This is a genomic window from Deinococcus taeanensis (assembly GCF_020229735.1).
Classification (GTDB): Bacteria; Deinococcota; Deinococci; order Deinococcales; family Deinococcaceae; genus Deinococcus; species Deinococcus taeanensis.
Genome location: NZ_CP083455.1, coordinates 2,383,879 through 2,401,168 on the forward strand (window position 1 = coordinate 2,383,879; position 17,290 = coordinate 2,401,168).

The 17,290-nt window shown below is 70.0% G+C and carries 17 protein-coding genes; 11 read left to right on the forward strand and 6 right to left on the reverse strand.

Annotated features, from left to right (window positions below):
• Positions 1-17 precede the first annotated feature (17 nt).
• From LAJ19_RS11470 to LAJ19_RS11485, 4 genes are all read left to right on the forward strand, one after another.
• Positions 18-2,027, forward strand: a complete 2,010-nt coding sequence (locus LAJ19_RS11470) for a DUF3160 domain-containing protein (protein ID WP_225475879.1) — start codon at positions 18-20, stop codon at positions 2,025-2,027.
• Entirely contained in the window at positions 2,024-2,899 is an 876-nt protein-coding gene (locus LAJ19_RS11475) for a CapA family protein (RefSeq protein WP_225475880.1), read from the forward strand. The genes LAJ19_RS11470 and LAJ19_RS11475 overlap by 4 nt, the downstream gene beginning before the upstream one ends.
• Positions 2,896-3,504, forward strand: a complete 609-nt coding sequence (locus LAJ19_RS11480; protein WP_225475881.1) for a hypothetical protein — start codon at positions 2,896-2,898, stop codon at positions 3,502-3,504. Before LAJ19_RS11475 ends, LAJ19_RS11480 begins: the two co-directional genes overlap by 4 nt.
• 227 nt (positions 3,505-3,731) lie before the next feature.
• The gene (locus LAJ19_RS11485) at positions 3,732-5,135 is read left to right on the forward strand and encodes an RtcB family protein (protein WP_225475882.1); all 1,404 of its coding nucleotides are present in this window, start codon (positions 3,732-3,734) and stop codon (positions 5,133-5,135) included.
• Between the two features lie 310 nt (positions 5,136-5,445).
• Here the strand turns inward: LAJ19_RS11485 and LAJ19_RS11490 are convergent, their stop codons facing one another.
• Entirely contained in the window at positions 5,446-6,093 is a 648-nt protein-coding gene (locus LAJ19_RS11490; protein WP_225475883.1) for an HAD family hydrolase, read from the reverse strand.
• An 84-nt stretch (positions 6,094-6,177) separates the two neighbouring features.
• Between LAJ19_RS11490 and LAJ19_RS11495 the strand changes: the two genes are divergently transcribed.
• A complete protein-coding gene (locus tag LAJ19_RS11495; RefSeq protein WP_225475884.1) occupies positions 6,178-6,792 on the forward strand; it encodes a DedA family protein in 615 nt (204 codons plus the stop codon).
• 56 nt (positions 6,793-6,848) lie between these two features.
• Here the strand turns inward: LAJ19_RS11495 and LAJ19_RS11500 are convergent, their stop codons facing one another.
• Positions 6,849-9,071, reverse strand: a complete 2,223-nt coding sequence (locus LAJ19_RS11500; RefSeq protein WP_225475885.1) for an MMPL family transporter — start codon at positions 9,069-9,071, stop codon at positions 6,849-6,851.
• Between the two features lie 152 nt (positions 9,072-9,223).
• Here LAJ19_RS11500 and LAJ19_RS11505 point away from each other — a divergent pair, with 152 nt between their 5' ends.
• The gene (locus tag LAJ19_RS11505; RefSeq protein ID WP_225475886.1) at positions 9,224-9,604 is read left to right on the forward strand and encodes a helix-turn-helix domain-containing protein; all 381 of its coding nucleotides are present in this window, start codon (positions 9,224-9,226) and stop codon (positions 9,602-9,604) included.
• A gap of 67 nt (positions 9,605-9,671) precedes the next feature.
• Here LAJ19_RS11505 and LAJ19_RS11510 read toward each other — a convergent pair whose 3' ends face one another.
• Complete coding sequence (locus LAJ19_RS11510; RefSeq protein ID WP_225475887.1) at positions 9,672-10,472, reverse strand: APH(3') family aminoglycoside O-phosphotransferase; 801 nt, start codon at positions 10,470-10,472, stop codon at positions 9,672-9,674.
• Positions 10,473-10,563: 91 nt separating this feature from the next.
• Here LAJ19_RS11510 and LAJ19_RS11515 point away from each other — a divergent pair, with 91 nt between their 5' ends.
• From LAJ19_RS11515 to LAJ19_RS11530, 4 genes are read left to right on the forward strand one after another with little or no spacing between them, the layout of a single operon-like run.
• On the forward strand, positions 10,564-11,256 hold the full coding sequence (locus LAJ19_RS11515; RefSeq protein ID WP_225475888.1) for a YqhA family protein: 693 nt from the start codon (positions 10,564-10,566) through the stop codon (positions 11,254-11,256).
• Positions 11,257-11,309: 53 nt separating this feature from the next.
• Entirely contained in the window at positions 11,310-12,182 is an 873-nt protein-coding gene (locus LAJ19_RS11520) for a hypothetical protein (RefSeq protein ID WP_225475889.1), read from the forward strand.
• The gene (locus tag LAJ19_RS11525) at positions 12,179-12,544 is read left to right on the forward strand and encodes a hypothetical protein (RefSeq protein ID WP_225475890.1); all 366 of its coding nucleotides are present in this window, start codon (positions 12,179-12,181) and stop codon (positions 12,542-12,544) included. Before LAJ19_RS11520 ends, LAJ19_RS11525 begins: the two co-directional genes overlap by 4 nt.
• Positions 12,545-12,603: 59 nt before the next feature.
• The gene (locus LAJ19_RS11530; protein WP_225475891.1) at positions 12,604-13,344 is read left to right on the forward strand and encodes a CDP-alcohol phosphatidyltransferase family protein; all 741 of its coding nucleotides are present in this window, start codon (positions 12,604-12,606) and stop codon (positions 13,342-13,344) included.
• A 34-nt stretch (positions 13,345-13,378) separates the two neighbouring features.
• Here the strand turns inward: LAJ19_RS11530 and LAJ19_RS11535 are convergent, their stop codons facing one another.
• Complete coding sequence (locus tag LAJ19_RS11535) at positions 13,379-14,050, reverse strand: DUF2270 domain-containing protein (RefSeq protein ID WP_225475892.1); 672 nt, start codon at positions 14,048-14,050, stop codon at positions 13,379-13,381.
• A 217-nt stretch (positions 14,051-14,267) separates the two neighbouring features.
• Here LAJ19_RS11535 and LAJ19_RS11540 point away from each other — a divergent pair, with 217 nt between their 5' ends.
• Positions 14,268-15,620, forward strand: a complete 1,353-nt coding sequence (locus LAJ19_RS11540; RefSeq protein ID WP_225475893.1) for a S8 family peptidase — start codon at positions 14,268-14,270, stop codon at positions 15,618-15,620.
• Between the two features lie 54 nt (positions 15,621-15,674).
• On the opposite strand, the gene LAJ19_RS11545 is transcribed toward LAJ19_RS11540, so the two are convergent.
• Positions 15,675-16,319 (reverse strand): MBL fold metallo-hydrolase, encoded by a 645-nt coding sequence (locus LAJ19_RS11545; protein ID WP_225475894.1) that lies wholly within the window; start codon positions 16,317-16,319, stop codon positions 15,675-15,677.
• Between the two features lie 30 nt (positions 16,320-16,349).
• Positions 16,350-17,285 carry a DNA polymerase III subunit delta' gene (locus LAJ19_RS11550; RefSeq protein WP_225475895.1) on the reverse strand — a complete coding sequence of 312 codons (936 nt, stop codon included), beginning with the start codon at positions 17,283-17,285 and terminating at the stop codon, positions 16,350-16,352.
• Positions 17,286-17,290 lie beyond the last annotated feature (5 nt).

Consider the following 17,290-nt stretch of genomic DNA (forward strand, 5'->3'; position numbering starts at 1 on the left):
TCTGTCTGCTTCTCACCGTGACACTGGGTCTGCCCGGAACCGCCCTGGCCGCCCCCACCGCGTACACCCTTCCGGTTGATCTGGCCCGCATGAAGGCCCCCCTGGTGACCGGCAGCCGGGACCTCGGGCTGCCGGGCCTGAACGCCGCGCAGCGCGCCGCCCTGTCACGCAACGGGTTCGTGATCACCCCCGCGCGCTGGCTGCATTTCGACGCGGCGTACGAGGCGACCCGGTACGCGAACCAGCCGGCGTTCGTGACCACCGACTCCATGCTGCACGTGTACCACCTGGTGTTCGACAAGCTCCTGCGCGACCTGGAACGCGATTCGCTCGCGCCGGCCGTGCGGCGTCTGACCGCGCTGCTCGTCCGCGACTCCCAGCGTCAGCTCGCGGCCCTCCGGGGCACGCCCCTGGAAGCCGACGCCCGGCGGGCGCTGGCCTACCTCGCCGTGGCGCAGCGCCTCGCAGAGCCTACCGCGGCCCCGCCAGCCGAGGTGGCGGCGCTCGTGCAGGCCGAACTGAAACTGATTGACGCGCACTCCGGCGTGGCCGTCTCCCCGATCTTCCAGGCGAGCGAGCTGCGCGAGGATTACTCGCAGTACGTGCCGCGTGGCCATTACACCCGCAGCGAGGCGCTCAGGCGCTACTTCCGCAGCATGATGTGGCTGGGCCGCATGAACCTGCGCGTGCAGAGTGACAGTGAAACGCGCGTGGCGGGCCTCCTCACCTCTCTGCTCAGCACCAACCCCGAAGCCCGGACCCTCTGGGCGCGCGTGTACGATCCGACCGCGCTGCTCGTCGGGCGCAGTGACGACCTGAACCACCGGCAGTACGCCGAGGCGCTGCAGGCCGCGGCGGACGGGCAGGTGCGCCGCCTCGCGGACCCCGCCACGCTGAAGGTCTTTCAGGCGAGGCTGCGCACCCTGCCGCCTCCACAGGTGAACAGCGCAGTCGTGACGGCCCGGCCTGGCGAGGGCCGCGCGGCGCGGGACGCCGGAACACTCGGGTTCCGCCTGATGGGGCAGCGATTCACACTGGACGGCGCGGCCTTCCAGCGCCTCGTGTACCGTGAGGTCGGCACGCAGGATCAGCCGCGCCTACTGCCCCGCGGCCTGGACCTGATGGCCGCGCTGGGCAGCGACGCCGCCCTGAACGAACTGCGCCGGGCCGGGCAGACCCGGTACCTGAACTACGAGACGAACATGGCCAAGCTCCGCACCAGCTTCGCCGCGCTGAGCCCCACCGACTGGACCACCAGCGTGTATAGCGGCTGGCTGTACGCCCTGCAGGCCCTGGCGGACCCGGACGTCCGGGACGCGCGCTCCCCGGCGTTCATGCGCACGCCTGCCTGGACCCGCAAGGAACTCCTGACCGCTCTGGGGTCCTGGACGGAACTGCGGCACGACACCATCCTGTACGCCAAGCAGACCATGGCCGAGATGGGCGCCGGGGAACCCCCGGAACCGCCCCGCGGGTACGTGGAACCCAACGGGGCCCTCTGGACGCGCCTGCTGACCCTGGAAGCCCTGACCCGCCGCGTCCTGAAAGGTCAGGGCGTGCTGTCCGAACGCACCGCGCAGAACCTGGACGAACTGCGCAGCATGCTCACCTTCCTGAACGCCGCCACCACGAAGGAGCTCGCGGGCACCCCACTCACCCGGGATGAGTACGACCGCCTGCACTACTACGGCGGCTGGCTGGAACAGATGAAGATGGCCAGTGCTGACCCCCAGGACGGCGAGAACGCCAGCGAGTTCGACGAGAACGACATGGCTGCCGTCGTCGCGGACGTCGCCACCGCTCAGGATCAGGTGCTGGAGGAAGGCACCGGGTTCATTCACGAGCTGTACGCCGTGGTGCCCGATGGCCGGGGCGGCCTGCAGGTCGCGCGGGGCGGCGTGTACTCCCAGTACGAGTTCACCGTGGCTGCCAGTGAACGCCTGACCGACGAAGCGTGGCGTGCCCGGCTCCGCCAGGGTCAGGTTCCGCCCGCGCACCCGTGGCTGGACGGCGTGCTGGTGAAGTGAAACGCCTGCTGCTGCTGCCGCTGGCGGCCCTGCTCGCCGCTGGCGGGCGGGCCTCGCCGCCCCCGGTGATCGCCGTGGCCGGCGACCTCAGCCTCGCGCGGGGCGTGGCCGGCGCCCACCGCGGCGCCTGGACCGGCACACTGCGCGCCGTGCAGGCGGCCCTGAACGCCGACGCCCGCGCCGCGAACCTGGAATCCCCGCTGACCGACCGGCCGCGCGTTACAGGCGGCCTGGACCTGCGCGCTCCACCCGGCGCCGCCGCCGCGCTGCGGCCCTTCACGCACCTGGGCGTGGAGAACAACCACGCCCGGGACGCCGGCCCCGCGGGCCAGCGGCAGACCCGGCAGGCCCTGAGGGCGGCGGGCCTCACCCCCGTGACCCGGAGCGCCACCTTCACGCGCGTCGCCGGCCGCACGGTCGCGTGGATCGCGTTCCTGGACGACGGCGGCCCCCTGCCCCTCCCGGCGGTCCGCGCCGCGGCCCACCGCGCGCCGACCGTGGTGGTCCTGGCCCACTGGGGCGAGGAGTACGGCCTGACGACCGCCCGGCAGCGTCAGCAGGCGCGCGCGCTGGTGACGGCCGGAGCGGCCCTGATTGCCGGCAGTGGCCCGCACGTTCTTCAGGGCCATGAGGTCCTGCCCGGTCCACGCGGCCCGGCGCTCGTGCTGTACAGCCTGGGTAACCTGCTGTTCGACCAGCCGTACCCGGCCGCGCAGCTCGGCGCGGTGGTGCGCGTTCCCCTCCTGAACCCGCCCGGCGCGTGTGCCGTGCCGACCCTCACCCGCGCCGCCCGCGTCACCCTGGCCCGCGGCGAAGCGCGCCGCGTGGCCCTGACCCGGCTGAACCTCCCCGCCTGCCCGGGAAGCCCATGAGCCGCGCCCGGCGGCTGGTCCTGACGGCCCTTCTGACCGTCCTCCTCGCCCCCCACGCGCCGGCCGGAGGCCTCGGGGGCCCTGCCCCCTGGCGCGCCCTGACTCCACAGGGCACCTGGACCCCCACCACGCCCGCGCCACCCCGCGCCTGCCCCGCCCTGCACCTGCCCGCCACCTGGGACGTGCGGGCCAGCGTCCTGGCCGACGTGACCGGCGACCGCACCCCGGAATGCGTGCTGGCCGTCTGGCGCCCCTGGCGCAACTGGCCGGTGGCCCGCTGGAGTGCGCACCCCACGCCCATCACCCCGAACCGCGACGCCCGGGGGGACAGCGCGCACGTGGCGGTGCTGCGCCCCCTGCCGGGCGGCCGGTACCGGGAACTGTGGGTGGGCAGCGCCCTGCACCAGCCGGTCACCACGCTTACCGTCCGGCCCGACGGCACCCTCGTGACCCTGGAGACCACGTACCGCGCGGGCCGCGCGGCCGCCGCCCACGCCCTCAGTGAATGGCGCTGGACCGGCTTCGGCTTCCGCCTGCTGCGCCGCGTGCCCACCGCGGCGCGCGCCCTGACCCTGGACCCGCTGGGCCGCCCGGCGGTCCGCTGAGCCTCACGTGAGCCGCTCGTGGGTCCAGGCACAATCCGGGGTCATGCGCTTCTCAGCCCAGTGGGAGAATTCCAGCACACTCCCCGCATGGCCCTGCCCACCTGGCACGCCCTACCATGAGTTTCCCCGCGTTCGTACGCCAGGGTACGTACGCCAGCACCCGGATGCCCCCTCCCGTCCCGCCCGCCACACTGATCCGTGGCCCCCCGGCCCAGTACAGGAGCTCCATGAACGGCAAACACCTCACGAAACTCGGCTTTGAGAAACGAGCCATCGCCCTCGCCCAGACGGCCGCCACTGCCCGCGAACGCGCCGGTCTGGAACGTGACGACATCCTCAGCGAACTGCGCGGCGTGCAGCGCAATCCCCACGCGTACCTGGGCGGCGGCGTGTACGCCGAACTCGCCGAGGAGCTCACCAACCAGGAAACCGCCCGCGAGGCCCTGCGCGGCGCCGAACTGCGCGCCACGCCCCTCCCCTACCCCGTCTGGGGTGAGGACCTGATTGATCAGGCCGCCCGCACCCAGATGGACGTCGCCATGCGGCTGCCCATCAGCCGCGCCGGCGCCCTGATGCCCGACGCCCACGTCGGGTACGGCCTGCCCATCGGCGGCGTGCTCGCCACCGAAAACGCCGTGATTCCCTACGGCGTTGGCGTGGACATCGGCTGCTCCATGATGCTCAGCGTCTTCCCCCTCCCGGCCCGCGACCTTCCCACCGAGGAGGCCAGAAGCCTGCTGATGAAACACACCCGCTTCGGCGCTGGCGTCGCCTTCGACAAACGCGACCGGCAGGACCACGACGTTCTGCATGAACGCACCTGGACGGACCAGGCTCTCCTGCGCCGCCTGTTCGACAAGGCCGCCACACAGATCGGCACCAGTGGCAGCGGCAACCACTTCGTGGAGTTCGGCGCCCTCAGCCTTCCCCACGCTGACCTTGGCCTGGACGCCGGCGAGTACCTCGCGGTCCTGTCTCACAGCGGCAGCCGCGGTTTTGGCGCGCAGGTGGCCGGGCACTACACCCAGCTGGCCGAACGGCACCACCCGAACCTCAGCCCCGAAGCGAAGAAACTGGCGTGGCTGCCCCTTGACCATGAGGACGGCCAGGCGTACTGGCAGGCCATGAACCTCGCCGGCCGGTACGCGCTGGCCAACCACGACCTCATCCACGCCCGCCTCGCCCGGGCCCTGAACGTCAAACCCCTCGCGCAGGTGAGCAACAGCCACAACCTCGCCTGGAAGCAACAGCACGAGGGGCAGGAACTCATCGTGCACCGCAAAGGCGCCACGCCCGCCGAACCTGGCCGCCTCGGCCTCATTCCCGGCAGCATGGCAGACCCGGGGTACGTCGTCCGCGGCCGTGGCCACGCCGGCGCCCTGCACAGCGCCAGTCACGGCGCCGGACGCCAGCTTGGCCGCAAGGCCGCGGAACGCACCCTCGCCAAGAAAGACGTTCAGGCGTACCTCCGCGACCACAACATCACCCTTATCGGCGGCGGGATTGACGAGGCGCCCCAGGCGTACAAACGCATTCAGGACGTCATTGCCCGCCAGAACGATCTCGTGGAGATCGTCGCCAGCTTCCAGCCCCGCGTTGTGCGCATGGACACCGGGCACGAGGACGTGTAAGGAAGTAACCGCACCCAGAAAGCCCGCCCCGGTTCCGCTGTGCAACTGGGGCGTCTGCCTGTGGACTGGAGAATCAGAATTGCGGGGCGGGCTCCCGTTGTGACCGGCGCTGGGGGCTCGCATGCTCAGGGCCTGTTCCTGTCTGCTGCTGCTACAGTTCTTCCCCAGGTTCCGCATGCACAGCTCTTATGCGCCGCTCTTATGCGCTGCCCGGGGCGGGCATCAGGGGGACCCGCACGGGCGCTTCACGGCCAGCGCTGTCCCCCCTCTGGGAGCACTGCGGCTGGCGCACCGCCCAGCTGGGGTCCGCTTAACGGACGGTGTTCAGCAGGGCGTCCAGGCCGCCGTCATACCCGTCCACGCGGGCCCACCCGGGGGGAAACGGCTGGGTGCGGGTCACGTCGTTCGGGACGACGACCACGTGCAGTCCCGCAGCGACCGCGGCGGTGGCGCCATTCAGGCTGTCCTCCACGGCAAGGCACTGCTCAGGCGGCAGCCGGAGCTGGTGGGCGGCGAGGGTATACAGTTCGGGGTCGGGTTTCACGCGGGCCACGTCGTCACGGGTGGCGAGGGTTTCGAAGTGGTCGAGCAGGCGATGGTGCCGGAGCCAGCGGGTCACCCAGGCGCGGTCACTGCTGGTGGCCAGCGCGAGGCGCAGGCCGCGCTGGCGGACGTCGTCGAGAACGGCGCGCACTCCGGGGCGGACATCGCTGTGTTCGATGGTGGCGTGGATGTCCGTGCGGAGCTGTGCGTGCACGGTGTCACGGCTCTGCTGGATGTGGTCGGGCAGGCCGGCCCAGGGGTCGAAGGCGTCCCACGTCCCGACGCCGCGCTGCCAGTCGTGCAGGTGCAGCTCACGGCCGTGCTGGCGGTACAGGGCCTGCCAGTGGGTGAATTCGGGGGTCTCGGTGTCGAGGATGGTGCCGTCGAAGTCGAAGATCACGGCGCGGATGGTCATGAACGCAGTGTAGGGCGGCGTGCGTGAAGTGGGGTTCACTTTCTGTGGACGAGGCGGGAGCGGCGCGTCTGTAGGCTCGGACGTATGGGCGAGTGGGTGCAGAATCTAATGGACAGCATGGGGTACCTGGGCATCCTGCTGCTGATGGTGCTGGAGAATGTTTTCCCGCCGATTCCGAGTGAGCTGATCATGCCGTCGGCGGGGTTCGCGGCGTCGCAGGGTGACCTGAACCTGCTGCTCGTGATTGCGGTGGGCACCCTGGGCAGCGTGCTGGGAACGTTGCCGCTGTACTACATCGGCCGGGCGTTCGGTGAGGACCGGCTGGTGGCGTGGGCTGACAGGCACGGCAAGTGGTTGACGCTCAGCGGGAAGGACATCAAGAAAGCCGACGACTGGTTTGACCGGCACGGGTCAAAGGCCGTGCTGTTCGGGCGGATGGTGCCGGGCCTCCGGAGTCTGCTGAGCCTGCCGGCCGGTATGTGTGAAATGCCGATGCCGAAGTTCCTGCTGTACAGCGCGATCGGGTCGGCGCTGTGGGCGTCGGTGCTGGCCGGGGCCGGGTACGCGCTGGGGGAAAACTACGACCGCGTGGAGCAGTACGTGGGGCCAGCCAGCAAGATCATTCTGGGCGTGGTGGTGGTGGCGGCGGTCGCGTGGTTCATTCGCCGGAAGCGTGAGCAGGCGCATCAGGCGACATAAGAGGCCTACAGAGGGAGGGGCGGGCTGGGCCGCCCCTCCCTCTTCTTCCGCGTTACTCAGTGTTCAAGGCGGATGTGGGGAAGGCGCCGGTCAAGCCAGCGGGGCAACCACCAGTTCCAGCGGCCGGCGAGTTTCAGGAAGGCGGGCACCAGGATAAGCCGCACGAGGGTGGCGTCAAGGGCGACGGCCACAGCGAGACCCAGGCCAATGCTTTTGCTGGCGACGACCCGCCCGAAGATGAAGGCGGTGAAGACAATAAACATGATGATTGCGGCGCTCGTGATGATGCGGGCGGTGTGACCGACGGCCAGAACGACCGCCTCGTCGTTCGGTACTCCGCGCAGGTGTTCTTCCTGCACGCGGGACAGCAGGAAGATTTCATAATCCATGCTGAGGCCGAACATCACGGCGAACAGCAGGACGGGCAGGCTGGCGTCCAGCACGCCAACGTCCCCTGGGATACCGAGCGGCGCCGCGAGGAAGCCTTCCTGAACGATCAGGGTGACGATGCCGGCGGCGGCACCGACGGTCAGGGCGTTCATGAGGATGCTTTTGAGGGGGATCAGGAGGCTGCGGAAGGCGATCATCAGCAGGAGGAAGGTGCCGGCGAACACGGCAAGCATGACGGTCGGGAGGGCGCCGGTGATGGCGCGGCTGAATTCCTCGCCGCCGATGGGGGCGCCGCCCAGCAGGTACGTGTAGCCGCTGGCGTTCAGGGTGCGCCGCAGCTGCGTTTCGAAGCTGGGGATCTCGCGGGCAGGAAGGTTGCGGTCCGGAATGACCGTGACGCGCAGCAGACGCCGGTCCTGGCTGAAAGACCGGCGGGTGAGCGTGCTGAGGGCGGCGAGCGCGTCGGTGCTGTTGCCACCGGCCGTCTGAAGGTCCTGGGGGGTCAGGAAGGGACTGAGAACGCCTTTCACGCCGGGCAGGGCGCGCAGGTCGGCAACGACTGCCTGAAAGCGGGTGCGGTCGGCCGGGGTGTACCGCTGACCGTTCAGGTCGAGAATCACCTCGAACTGACTGAGCAGCCCGCCGGCGCCCAGCGTCTGAACGTCCGTGAGGGCGTCGCGGCTTTCGACGCCGGGCGTGAGTCCCCAGGCGCCGGCGTACCCGGTGCGCATCTTCAGGGCGGGCGCCGCGAGGAGCAGCAGCAGGGCTGTGGAGGCCAGCACCGCTGCCCAGGGCCGGGCGGTGACGCGGCGGGCGAAGGTGGTCCAGGCGGCGGAGGCGGCGCCGCTCTGCGCCCACGTGAATTTCAGGAGGCGGGGGCTGTTCACGCGTTCGCCGAGCAGGGCGAGCATGGCCGGGAGGGCCGTGAGACTGGCGAGCACCGTCAGGAGCACGGCGAGGACACCGCCGATGCCGATAGAGCGGACGAACGCGATGGGCGGCAGGATCAGGCCGGCCATGGCGATGGCGACGGTCAGGCCGCTGAACGCGACGCTGCGTCCGGCGGTCTGGACGGTGCGCTCGGCGGCGCGCCGGGCGTCGGGCGTGTGGCGGAGTTCCTCACGGAAGCGGTTGACCATCAGCAGGGCGTAGTCGATGCCGGCGCCCAGGCCGAGCATGGTGATGACGCTCTGCGCGAAGGTGCTGACGTCCATGACGTGCGTCAGGCCGTACAGGGCGGCCATGGCGACGCTGATGCTCAGGAGGCCCACGGCGAGGGGGAGGCCGGTGGCGACGAGCGCACCGAACACAACGAGAAGCAGCGCGCCGATGAGGGGCAGCGCGGTGAATTCGCTGCGTTTGGTGTCGTCCTCGGCGAAGGTGGTGAAATCGTCGGCGATGGCCTGCCCTCCGGTGACGCGGATGTCGAGCGCGGCGCTCTCCGTGCGGGTGGCGTAGCTGCGGATGCGTTGCAGGGCGGGGGTGGCGCCCTGTTCGAGCGGAATCTGCGCGAGGGTCAGGGCAAGCTGGCCGTCCCCGGAGCGGGTGCGGTAGGGGCCGCTGCCTTGCGCGGCGGTCACGCGGGTGACGCCGGGGACCTTCTCCAGGCCACTGAGAAAGCGCCGGTAGGTGGCGTCGCCCTGAGGCGTGCCGAGAGGCGGCTGACTGCGGGTCACGATGACGACCGTGTTGGTGTCGGTTTCTCCGAAGCGTTCGCGCAGCAGCCCGGTGACGCGGGTGGCTTCGGAGTTCTGGAGGCCTCCGGCGGGGTCGGCGGTCAGGGCGGCGGGGGCGCGCGCAGCGAAGGGAATGCTGAGCAGCGCAGCGATCAGCCAGACGAGCAGGGTGGCCCAGGGATGACGGGAAACGAGTTGACCCAGTGTCCTCACCGCCTGAGTAGATCACGCGCCGTGTGGCTGCACGAGGGGCTGCTGGGCCGCACTGGTCACCACCATCTGACGCCATCTTCCGTTATCTATTGACTCTTGATCTTATTTAACGCAAGATAGTCTCACCTGTCAGAAGGTGGCACAATCAGGGCATGACCGACACCCCCGGTGAAGTGCTGACCCTGGAGGAACTGGCCACCTACCTGAAGGTGAGTGAAACCACCGCGTACGCGCTGGTGCGCAGCGGCGAGGTGCCCGGCCGCAAGGTCGGGCGGGAATGGCGCTTCCTGAAAGCGCGCGTTACACAGTGGCTCATGCAGGCCGGCACGGAGGACGAGATGAACAGCACAGGACTGGTACAGCGGGACGAACACGGCGGCGAGTTCAAGCAGGAAAACGGTCAGGAGTTCGTGGCCCTGTGGTTGCCCATGACCCGCGAGGAGAAGGCCGCGCAGCTCGAAAAGGCTGAGCGTGAAGGGGTAAGCGTCAGTGAACTGGTCGCCGGCTACCTGCGCGAATGGGCCAGAGCCTGAGCGCAGCCGCCCTGTTTACCGGCACGAACGGGCGACGGGTCCCCGGGCCTGCTGCCGCGCGCTCCGCTCAGAACAGCTCGTCCAGCAGGCGGTAGTAAGCGAGTTTCTCCGGGTTCACGAGGGCACGGCCGTACAGGTCCAGGAACATGCCGGCGTACCGCTCCCCCAGGTTGTGCTGCGCGCTGCGGTGCGCCAGGGCGAGGTCCGCGTGCCGGTCGGCGATCCCCAGCCGTCCCACGTCAATCAGGCCTTCCACGTACTCACCGTTCAGGATCACGTTCGGCAGGCACGGGTCACCGTGCGTGACCACCAGGTCCTCCCCGTCGGGACGCGTGCGCGCCAGTTCGTTGAATACGCTCACGGCGCTGCGCCCGGCGCGTTCCTCATCGAAATCCGCCTCGTCCACCACGCCCGCCTGCACGCGCTCGCGCGCCAGGGGCAGCGTGACGGCCAGCGTGGCTGTGAAGGGGCAGTCGCGCAGCGGCAGGGCGTGCAGTTCCCGCAGGGCACGCGCGAGCAGGTTCACCACGCGTTCGGGGTGCAGTTGCGCGTCCGGGTGACTCATGGGCATGCCGCTCAGGCGGGTCATGGCGAGGTACTCGGCGTCCGGCGTCACCTCGAACGCCACCACCTGCGGCGCCGGTACGCGGCCCGCCAGCCAGCGCAGCCGCTCGCGTTCCTGCTGCAGGGTGCTGACCGCGTGCGGCGTGCGGGGCTGCACTTTCACGACGTGCCGCGTGCCGCGCCACACCTGCGCGCCGCTCATGCCGTCCGTGACGCGCTCCCAGCGGGCTGCGGGCAGCGCGCGCCGCAGCGCGTCCGGCAGGATCAGGCGGTCAGGTGGGGCGGGCTCCTGGGCGTCGGGCACATCCGGCAGTATGGGCAGCAGGCTGACCCTCAGGCAAGCGTGAAGCCCGGCCGCACCCACTGCCGGGGCTGCTTTCCGCATCATGGGCAGCGTGACGCGTCCCTCTTCCCGTGCCCCGGCCCCGGAGGCCGAACCCTCCAAACGCGAGTGGTTCAGCGAGGTGATCGGCCGCACGCGCTTTGTGGTCCTGATCGCCGTGGTGGCCGTGCTGCTGGTGTCCTTCAGTCTGTTCCTGCAGGGCACCCTGCTGGCCCTGCAGACCATCTGGGACTCCTGGCGCGACACGCTCACGCTGGGCGTCAGCACGCAGAAGGGCCAGCTCGCCGTGGAGTTCCTGGAAATTGTGAGCACCATGCTCAAGGCGGTGGTGTTCTACCTGATCGGGGTGGGCCTCTATTCCCTGTTCATCACCCCGCTCAACCTCACGTCTGCGCTGGGCGTGGAGAGCCTCGCCGACCTGGAGCAGAAGGTGGTGTCGGTGATCATCGTGATTCTGGGCGTCACGTTCCTGGAGCATTTCGTGCGCTGGGACAAGCCGCTGGACACCCTGTACTTCGCCGGGGCCCTGGCGCTGGCCGGCGGCGCGCTGGTGTTCTTCCAGCGGGTCCACCGCGGCAGCGGCGGGGACCTGCAGCAGCCGCAGGCGAAACTCCGGGCCCGGCAGGAACTGTTCGAGAATCACACCGAGCAGCGCCACATTGACGATCAGGAAGTGAAACTCGCGCAGCAGGCCACGCACGCCAAACTGGAAGGCAAGGCGGACGCCGGCGAAGGCAGCGGCTAGGCCCCACCCCGGCCTGGGCATCTGCCTGGCCCGGGCCGCGTACACTGTTCAGAATGAGGGTTGGTCTGCTTGAAACACGCGCCGCGCGGCTTCCTGGTTACTGGGCGGCATACCTGAAGGAACTGGGCTCCGACCCGGTTACGCCCGCCCTGGACGACATGGAGGCCCTCGCGCTCGGCCGCCAGAGCCTGCCGGGCGAACCACTGACGGTGCAGCTCGCCCTGGGCCGCATCCTGTCCATGGGCCGCGTGGACGCCGTCCTGATTCCTCAGTGGCCCGCCGTGACGGGCGACGCCTGGAGTGAGGCGCTGCCGGACCTGCTGTCACGGCGCATCAGTGGTCTGCCCACACTGATCAGCGTCCCCGACCATCCAGAGGCCATGGAAGGCGCCGCCGCCGAGGTGGGCATGCGCGTCCTGCAGAACGCCGGGCGCGTGCGCCTCGCCATTGAGAAGGTCCGTCCGCTGGGTACAGACGCCCGCCCCGCGCAACCCGCCCTGACCCGCGCGTCCCGCACGAGCGTCGCCGTGATCGGCCCGCGCCCCCTGCTGGGTGAGGGTGCGGTGCGCGAGCCACTGCGCGCCGCGCTGGACGAACTGGGCCTGCACCCGGTGTTCAGTGATGAACTGCCGGTGCCCGAGGTGCTGCGCCGCGCCGAGCGCATGGAGAACGCTGAGCGCGCCACGGACGGCGACCGGGAACTGTTTGGCGCCGTGTCCCTGCTGAGCGGCAAGGGCGCCGTGAAGGGCCTGATCTTCGTGTCGGGCGCCCGGGACGGCTCGACGGCGGGCGCCGCGGCCAAGCTCGCGGCGCGGCAGCACAAGCCCACGCTGCTGCTCAGCGTGGACGGCCAGACGGACTTCCCGGACCTGCGGCCGTTCCGGGACCGCGTGACCGGCGGCGCTCCTCTGGAGGCCGACGCATGAAATTGTGGCGCTGGCTGACGACCCCGGACCCGGAGCCGGGCTTTACAACCGCCAAACTCGTCAAACTGACCGTGCGGGTCATGCTGTTCGCACTGGTGGCCACACTGATCAGCGGGCTGCTGCAGCTCACGCCTCTGCGTGAGCCGCTGAACACGTGGTGGGGCAGCCTGCTGTTCGTGCTGCTGCTGTACATTCCCGCCGCGCGTTTCCTGACTGTGGACACCTTCGTGCCGCGCCAGCTGCAGGGCCGGGTCGCCGCGCGCACCGGCAGCCGCACCGCCAGCAGCACGCAGCGCCGCAAGGACCGCAACCGCTACGCCGGAGTGCGCAAAAGCGCTCCCAAATACGGGGGGCGCCGATAGATTCCGGCCTCGCCCGAACCCGGAAAAAGCGGCCCGCGACCGAGTGGGCCGCCGAGCGCGTGTTCCGCCCCGCCGCGCAGCTGCTCGTGGACCCGCTGGCCCGGCTGAACGTGGACCCGCAGCACGTGGTGCTGTTTCATACGGCGCTGGGCCTCCACGCCGCCCACCTGATCGGCCGCGGCGACCGGCTCACCCCGGCCCTGCTGCTACAGCTCAAAACGCTGCTCGACAACCTCGACGGGCAGCTGGCGCGCGCCACAGGCCGCACCACCGAAACGGGCCGCTATCTGGACACCGAGATGGACCTGCTGGTGAATCTGGCGTTGAACGTGGCCATCAGTGGCCGCTCAGGGCTGCCCTGGACGGTCCTGCAGAGCCTGATCCTGACGGTGGATTTCCTGTGGGAGCGGGAGTACCGCGAGGCACGCGGCGAGGTGTTCCGCGAATCTCCTGCGCAGGCGGGTGATCATCCGGTGGTGCTGGGCGCCCTCAAAGCGGTGTACGCGGCGTACTTCGTGCCGCAGGAACGCCTGCTGCACCGGGTGTTCGAGCAGCGGCTGCGCCGCGTTGCCGGGGGGGGCGTGACGCCCGCAGACCGCGTGGCGTACACGAGCGCGGCCGTCAATGCGCTCAGCGCGAACCTGGGGCTGTCCACGCAGCTGGCGCTGCTGGGCGCGTGCGTGCTGCTGGGACGCCCGCAGCTGTACCACCGCAGCCTGCTGGTGCAGGCGGCTGCGCTTTTGGGGGCGCAGGTGTGGCGCGAGCAGCAGGTCCGGGCCGCGCACGCCGCGCGGCGCTGAAAAAGCCCCGCGCTCTGCATTCCGGGCGCCGGCGTCAGCCTTCCTCCAGCGGGTAGGTGCGCGCGGCGCGGGCGGCCAGCGCAATCAGGTACGCGTAGAAGACACCCACGATGGCGAAAACCATCCCGCCGGGAAAATTGCCGATGTCGGCCAGCGCGAACGCTTCCGGGAAGCTGAGGGCCCAGCCTTTGGGCTGGCTGAGGTCCAGCTTGGCGAACCACGCGGCCAGCACGGCAGCGTAGATCCACAGGTAGTTGCGGTTCAGGCGCCAGCCCAGGGCGTCGGCGCGGGTCATGGGGCTGCGCGGTTTGCCCAGCTCGGCCAGCAGCAGCTGGTGCCAGCCGGGGTCCACGCGATCGCCGAGCATCGCCGGGTAGAAGAAGCGTTCCATGATCCGCACGCGGTGGTGGGCGATTTCGAAGGTGCGGAACCGCCGCGCTTCCAGCCGCAGAAAGAAGTAGTTCATGAACATGGCGAACAGGAATGTGGCGTGGCTGTTGTTCACGTCCCCCAGCGCGAAGGACGCCAGGCCCGCGGTGGTCACCACCGACCAGTTGGTGGTCATGTCGAGCCGCTGGCGGTAGGCGGTCATCTTGCCCACCTCGGCGCGGTAGAGGTGAATGAGGGCGTTGGCGGTGTTCGTGCTGTAACTCACGTCGGTCAGGCCGCCAACCTGCGCGCCGCTGCCCAGCCCGGTGCCCGGCATCAGTTGCCCCTCGCCTTCATGCGTTCAGGGTACCGCGCAGGACCCCAGTACGAAGGTGAAGAAAGCCCTCAGGGCCGGCCTCATCTGACCGGGTGTATTGAGAGGCGGTTCACAGATTGGGCCTCTGACCCTCCCTTAGAGTTCGCCCAGTCCTCAAATTCACCGTTTACTCGCGTGCCGGGTGGCCTTCAGGTGCCCGCAGCACGCCGGAGGTCCCATGAACTGCACCCGTCTTCTTGGTCTTGTTACCCTCACTGCTGTTCTCGCGGCCTGCGGTCAGAGTCCTTCGGCGCAGCTTTCGGCCGACGCGGCGCCCGCCAGCGCGCCGGCCTTCGTTCCTGGGGAACTGCTGGTGCAGCTCAATGGCGGCCTGAGCAGCCAGTCTGTCACGGCCCTGAGCAGCCTGGGCGTGCAGTCGCTGGAAACCCTGTCCACCGTGAACGGCGGCGCCCTGCTGCGCGCCCGGATCACGGACGGTCAGGACGTGCTGACCAAGGCGCGGCACCTGGCGAGCAGCGCCCTGGTGCGTTTCGCGGAACCCAACTGGGTGTACCAGCATCAGGCGACCGCCACCGACACCTACTTCCAGGACGGCACGCTGTGGGGCATGTACGGCGACGGGAGCACGCCCGCCAACGCCTACGGCAGCCAGGCGGCCGAAGCGTGGGCCGCGGGGCACGTGGGCAGTGACAGCGTGTACGTGGGCATCATTGATGAGGGGTACCAGTTTGACCACCCGGACCTGAAAGGCAACGCGTGGCTGAACCCCTATGACGCCCTGGATGGCCTGGACAACGACGGCAACGGCTTCGTGGATGACACGCGCGGCTGGGATTTCGCGAACAACGACAACACTGTCTACGACGGCGGCACCCGCGGCAGCCTGGACGCGCACGGCACGCACGTGGCCGGCACCATTGGCGGCACGGCCAACGACGGCGGCGTGGTCGGGGTGAACCACAACGTGACGTTCATCAGCGGCAAGTTCCTGGGCCGCAACGGCGGCACGAGCGCCAACGCCATCAAGGCCGTCAACTACTTCACGGACCTGAAGACGCGCCACGGGCTGAACATCGTGGCGCTGAACAACTCCTGGGGCGGCGGCGGGTTCTCCCAGGCCCTGCTTGACGCCATTGTGAGCGCCGCGAAGCAGAACATCCTGTTCGTGGCCGCCGCCGGGAACAGCGGCACCGACAATGATTCCACTGCCAGCTACCCCAGCAACTACGACACCACCGCCGGCGCCGGGTACGACAGCGTGATCGCCGTGGCCGCCATCGATAAGACCGGCGCCCTGGCTTCGTTCAGCCAGTACGGGGCCACCACCGTAGACCTGGGCGCGCCCGGCGTGGCGATCATGAGCAGCGTGCCGTACAACAAGTACAGCAGCTACAACGGCACGAGCATGGCCACCCCGCACGTGACAGGCGGCGTGGCGCTCTATGCCAGCACCCATCCAGGAGCAACGGCCGCAGCGATCAGGCAGGCAGTCCTGGCCGCCGCGGTGCCCACCACCAGCCTGAGCGGCAAGACGGTCACGGGTGGCCGCCTGAACGTCAGCGGCTTCTAGGCCCCGGCGGGCGAGGCGCCTCCGGAACCACTCCGGAGGCGCCTACCTCTGTGATTACTGGAGGTAAGGGTTGGTTCTCGCCTCAAAGTCAACGGTGGTGCGTGGCCCGTGCCCGGGGTACACGGCTGTATCGCCCGGCAGGGTCAGCAGCTCCTCGCGGATGCCGCGCAGCAGTTGCGCGTGATTCCCGCCGGGAAGGTCCGTGCGGCCGATCCCGCCGCGGAAGAGGGTATCCCCGGCAATCACGAGACCCGGCGCGGTGAACACCACGTGCCCCGGAGCGTGCCCGGGCAGGGCGCGGGCCGTCAGGGTCAGGTCCCCGGCAGTGAACGTCTGCCCCGCCGTAATCTCATGCTCAGGGTCGGCGGGCTGCGTGAACGGCAGGTTCCAGCGCGCGGCGCTCTGGGCGCCTGCGCGGTAGAGCTCAAGGTCAGCGGGGTGCAGCCACACCGGGACGCGCAGCGCCTCGCGCAGGGGCTGCACCGCGCCGATATGGTCGAAGTGCGCGTGCGTGAGCAGGATGCCCTGCACGGCCACGCCGGTGCCGCGCACCAGCGTCAGGAGACGCCCGGCGTCATCACCCGGGTCGATCAGGAAGCCCTGGCCGTCCGTCCCGGCAATCAGCAGGGCGTTCTCCTGGATGGGGCCGGTCGTCACCGACCAGAGGCGCAGCGGGCCGTGCGTGAAGGGAGCACTCATGCCCGGCAGTGTACGCCTGCGCCCGGAGCGTCAGGCGTGCCCGAACGCGTCGCGCAGCGCCAGCGCAAACACCTGGAAACTCAGGCTGGGGCTGGCGTACGCTTCCAGCGCCGCCTGAAGCGCACTCAGGGCCGAGTCCGCCCGGGCCCGTACGTGTGGGGGCTCGGCACGCCACACGAAACGCAGCACCTCCGGGTGCCACGCCGGATCGAATCGTTTCTCGAGGGCCTCGGCGGCCTCCAGGGCGCGCAGCAGGCTCTCCCCCAGCGCGCCTGTGAGGTCCCGGGCGTCCTGCAGCGCCGCGCGCACCGGGGCTGGGTCATTCAGCACGCCTGTCCGCCCGGCGGCGAACGCCACGAGTTCTGCGTCGGGCTCGTGTCCGGCACGCTGCAGGGCGCGTTCCAGCGTTCGGTCGCTGACCGGCGTGACATTCAGGCGGGCGCTGCGGCTCACGATGGTGGGCAGCACCGACCGGAGGTCCTCAGCCAGAAACACGAACAGTGCGCCGTGCGGGGGTTCCTCCACCAGTTTCAGCAGGGCATTGGCGGCTTCCTGCCCCAGGTACTCCGCGCCGTTCACAATCACCACGCGGCGCCGGAAGGTGGGGCGCACCTCCAGGAACTCGAAGACGTGCGTTTCGTACTCGCGGGTCTTGTCCCGGCCCCTCAGCACCGCGCCGATCGGGATGAGCCTGCGCCGCGCGGCCTTCCCGGTGCTGGTGGTGGCGCGCGGCTCGACGAACAGCAGGTCCGGGTGCGCGCCAGCGGCCAGGGCCCGGCACGACGGGCACGCGCCGCACGCCTCGCCGTACATGCCCCGCACGCCGGCGCAGTTGTGCTGCGCCGCCACGGCGCGCGCCAGGTCCTGCTTGCCCACGCGGGCCGGACCGGTCAGCAGCAGCGCGTTGCCTGCAAAGGTGCCCGTCTGCTCCAGCAGCGGACCGTGCAGATCGGCAGCGGCACTCACGGGCG

Excerpts from the sequence above, each read along its gene's own strand:
- LAJ19_RS11480 (WP_225475881.1), top strand. The coding sequence starts at position 2,896 with ATGAGCCGCGCCCGGCGGCTGGTCCTGACGGCCCTTCTGACCGTCCTC.
- LAJ19_RS11545 (WP_225475894.1), bottom strand. The coding sequence starts at position 16,319 with ATGAGTGCTCCCTTCACGCACGGCCCGCTGCGCCTCTGGTCGGTGACG.
- LAJ19_RS11490 (WP_225475883.1), bottom strand. The coding sequence starts at position 6,093 with ATGACCATCCGCGCCGTGATCTTCGACTTCGACGGCACCATCCTCGAC.
- LAJ19_RS11535 (WP_225475892.1), bottom strand. The coding sequence starts at position 14,050 with ATGCCGGGCACCGGGCTGGGCAGCGGCGCGCAGGTTGGCGGCCTGACC.
- LAJ19_RS11540 (WP_225475893.1), top strand. The coding sequence starts at position 14,268 with ATGAACTGCACCCGTCTTCTTGGTCTTGTTACCCTCACTGCTGTTCTC.
- LAJ19_RS11485 (WP_225475882.1), top strand. The coding sequence starts at position 3,732 with ATGAACGGCAAACACCTCACGAAACTCGGCTTTGAGAAACGAGCCATC.
- LAJ19_RS11525 (WP_225475890.1), top strand. The coding sequence starts at position 12,179 with ATGAAATTGTGGCGCTGGCTGACGACCCCGGACCCGGAGCCGGGCTTT.
- LAJ19_RS11495 (WP_225475884.1), top strand. The coding sequence starts at position 6,178 with ATGGGCGAGTGGGTGCAGAATCTAATGGACAGCATGGGGTACCTGGGC.
- LAJ19_RS11505 (WP_225475886.1), top strand. The coding sequence starts at position 9,224 with ATGACCGACACCCCCGGTGAAGTGCTGACCCTGGAGGAACTGGCCACC.
- LAJ19_RS11520 (WP_225475889.1), top strand. The coding sequence starts at position 11,310 with ATGAGGGTTGGTCTGCTTGAAACACGCGCCGCGCGGCTTCCTGGTTAC.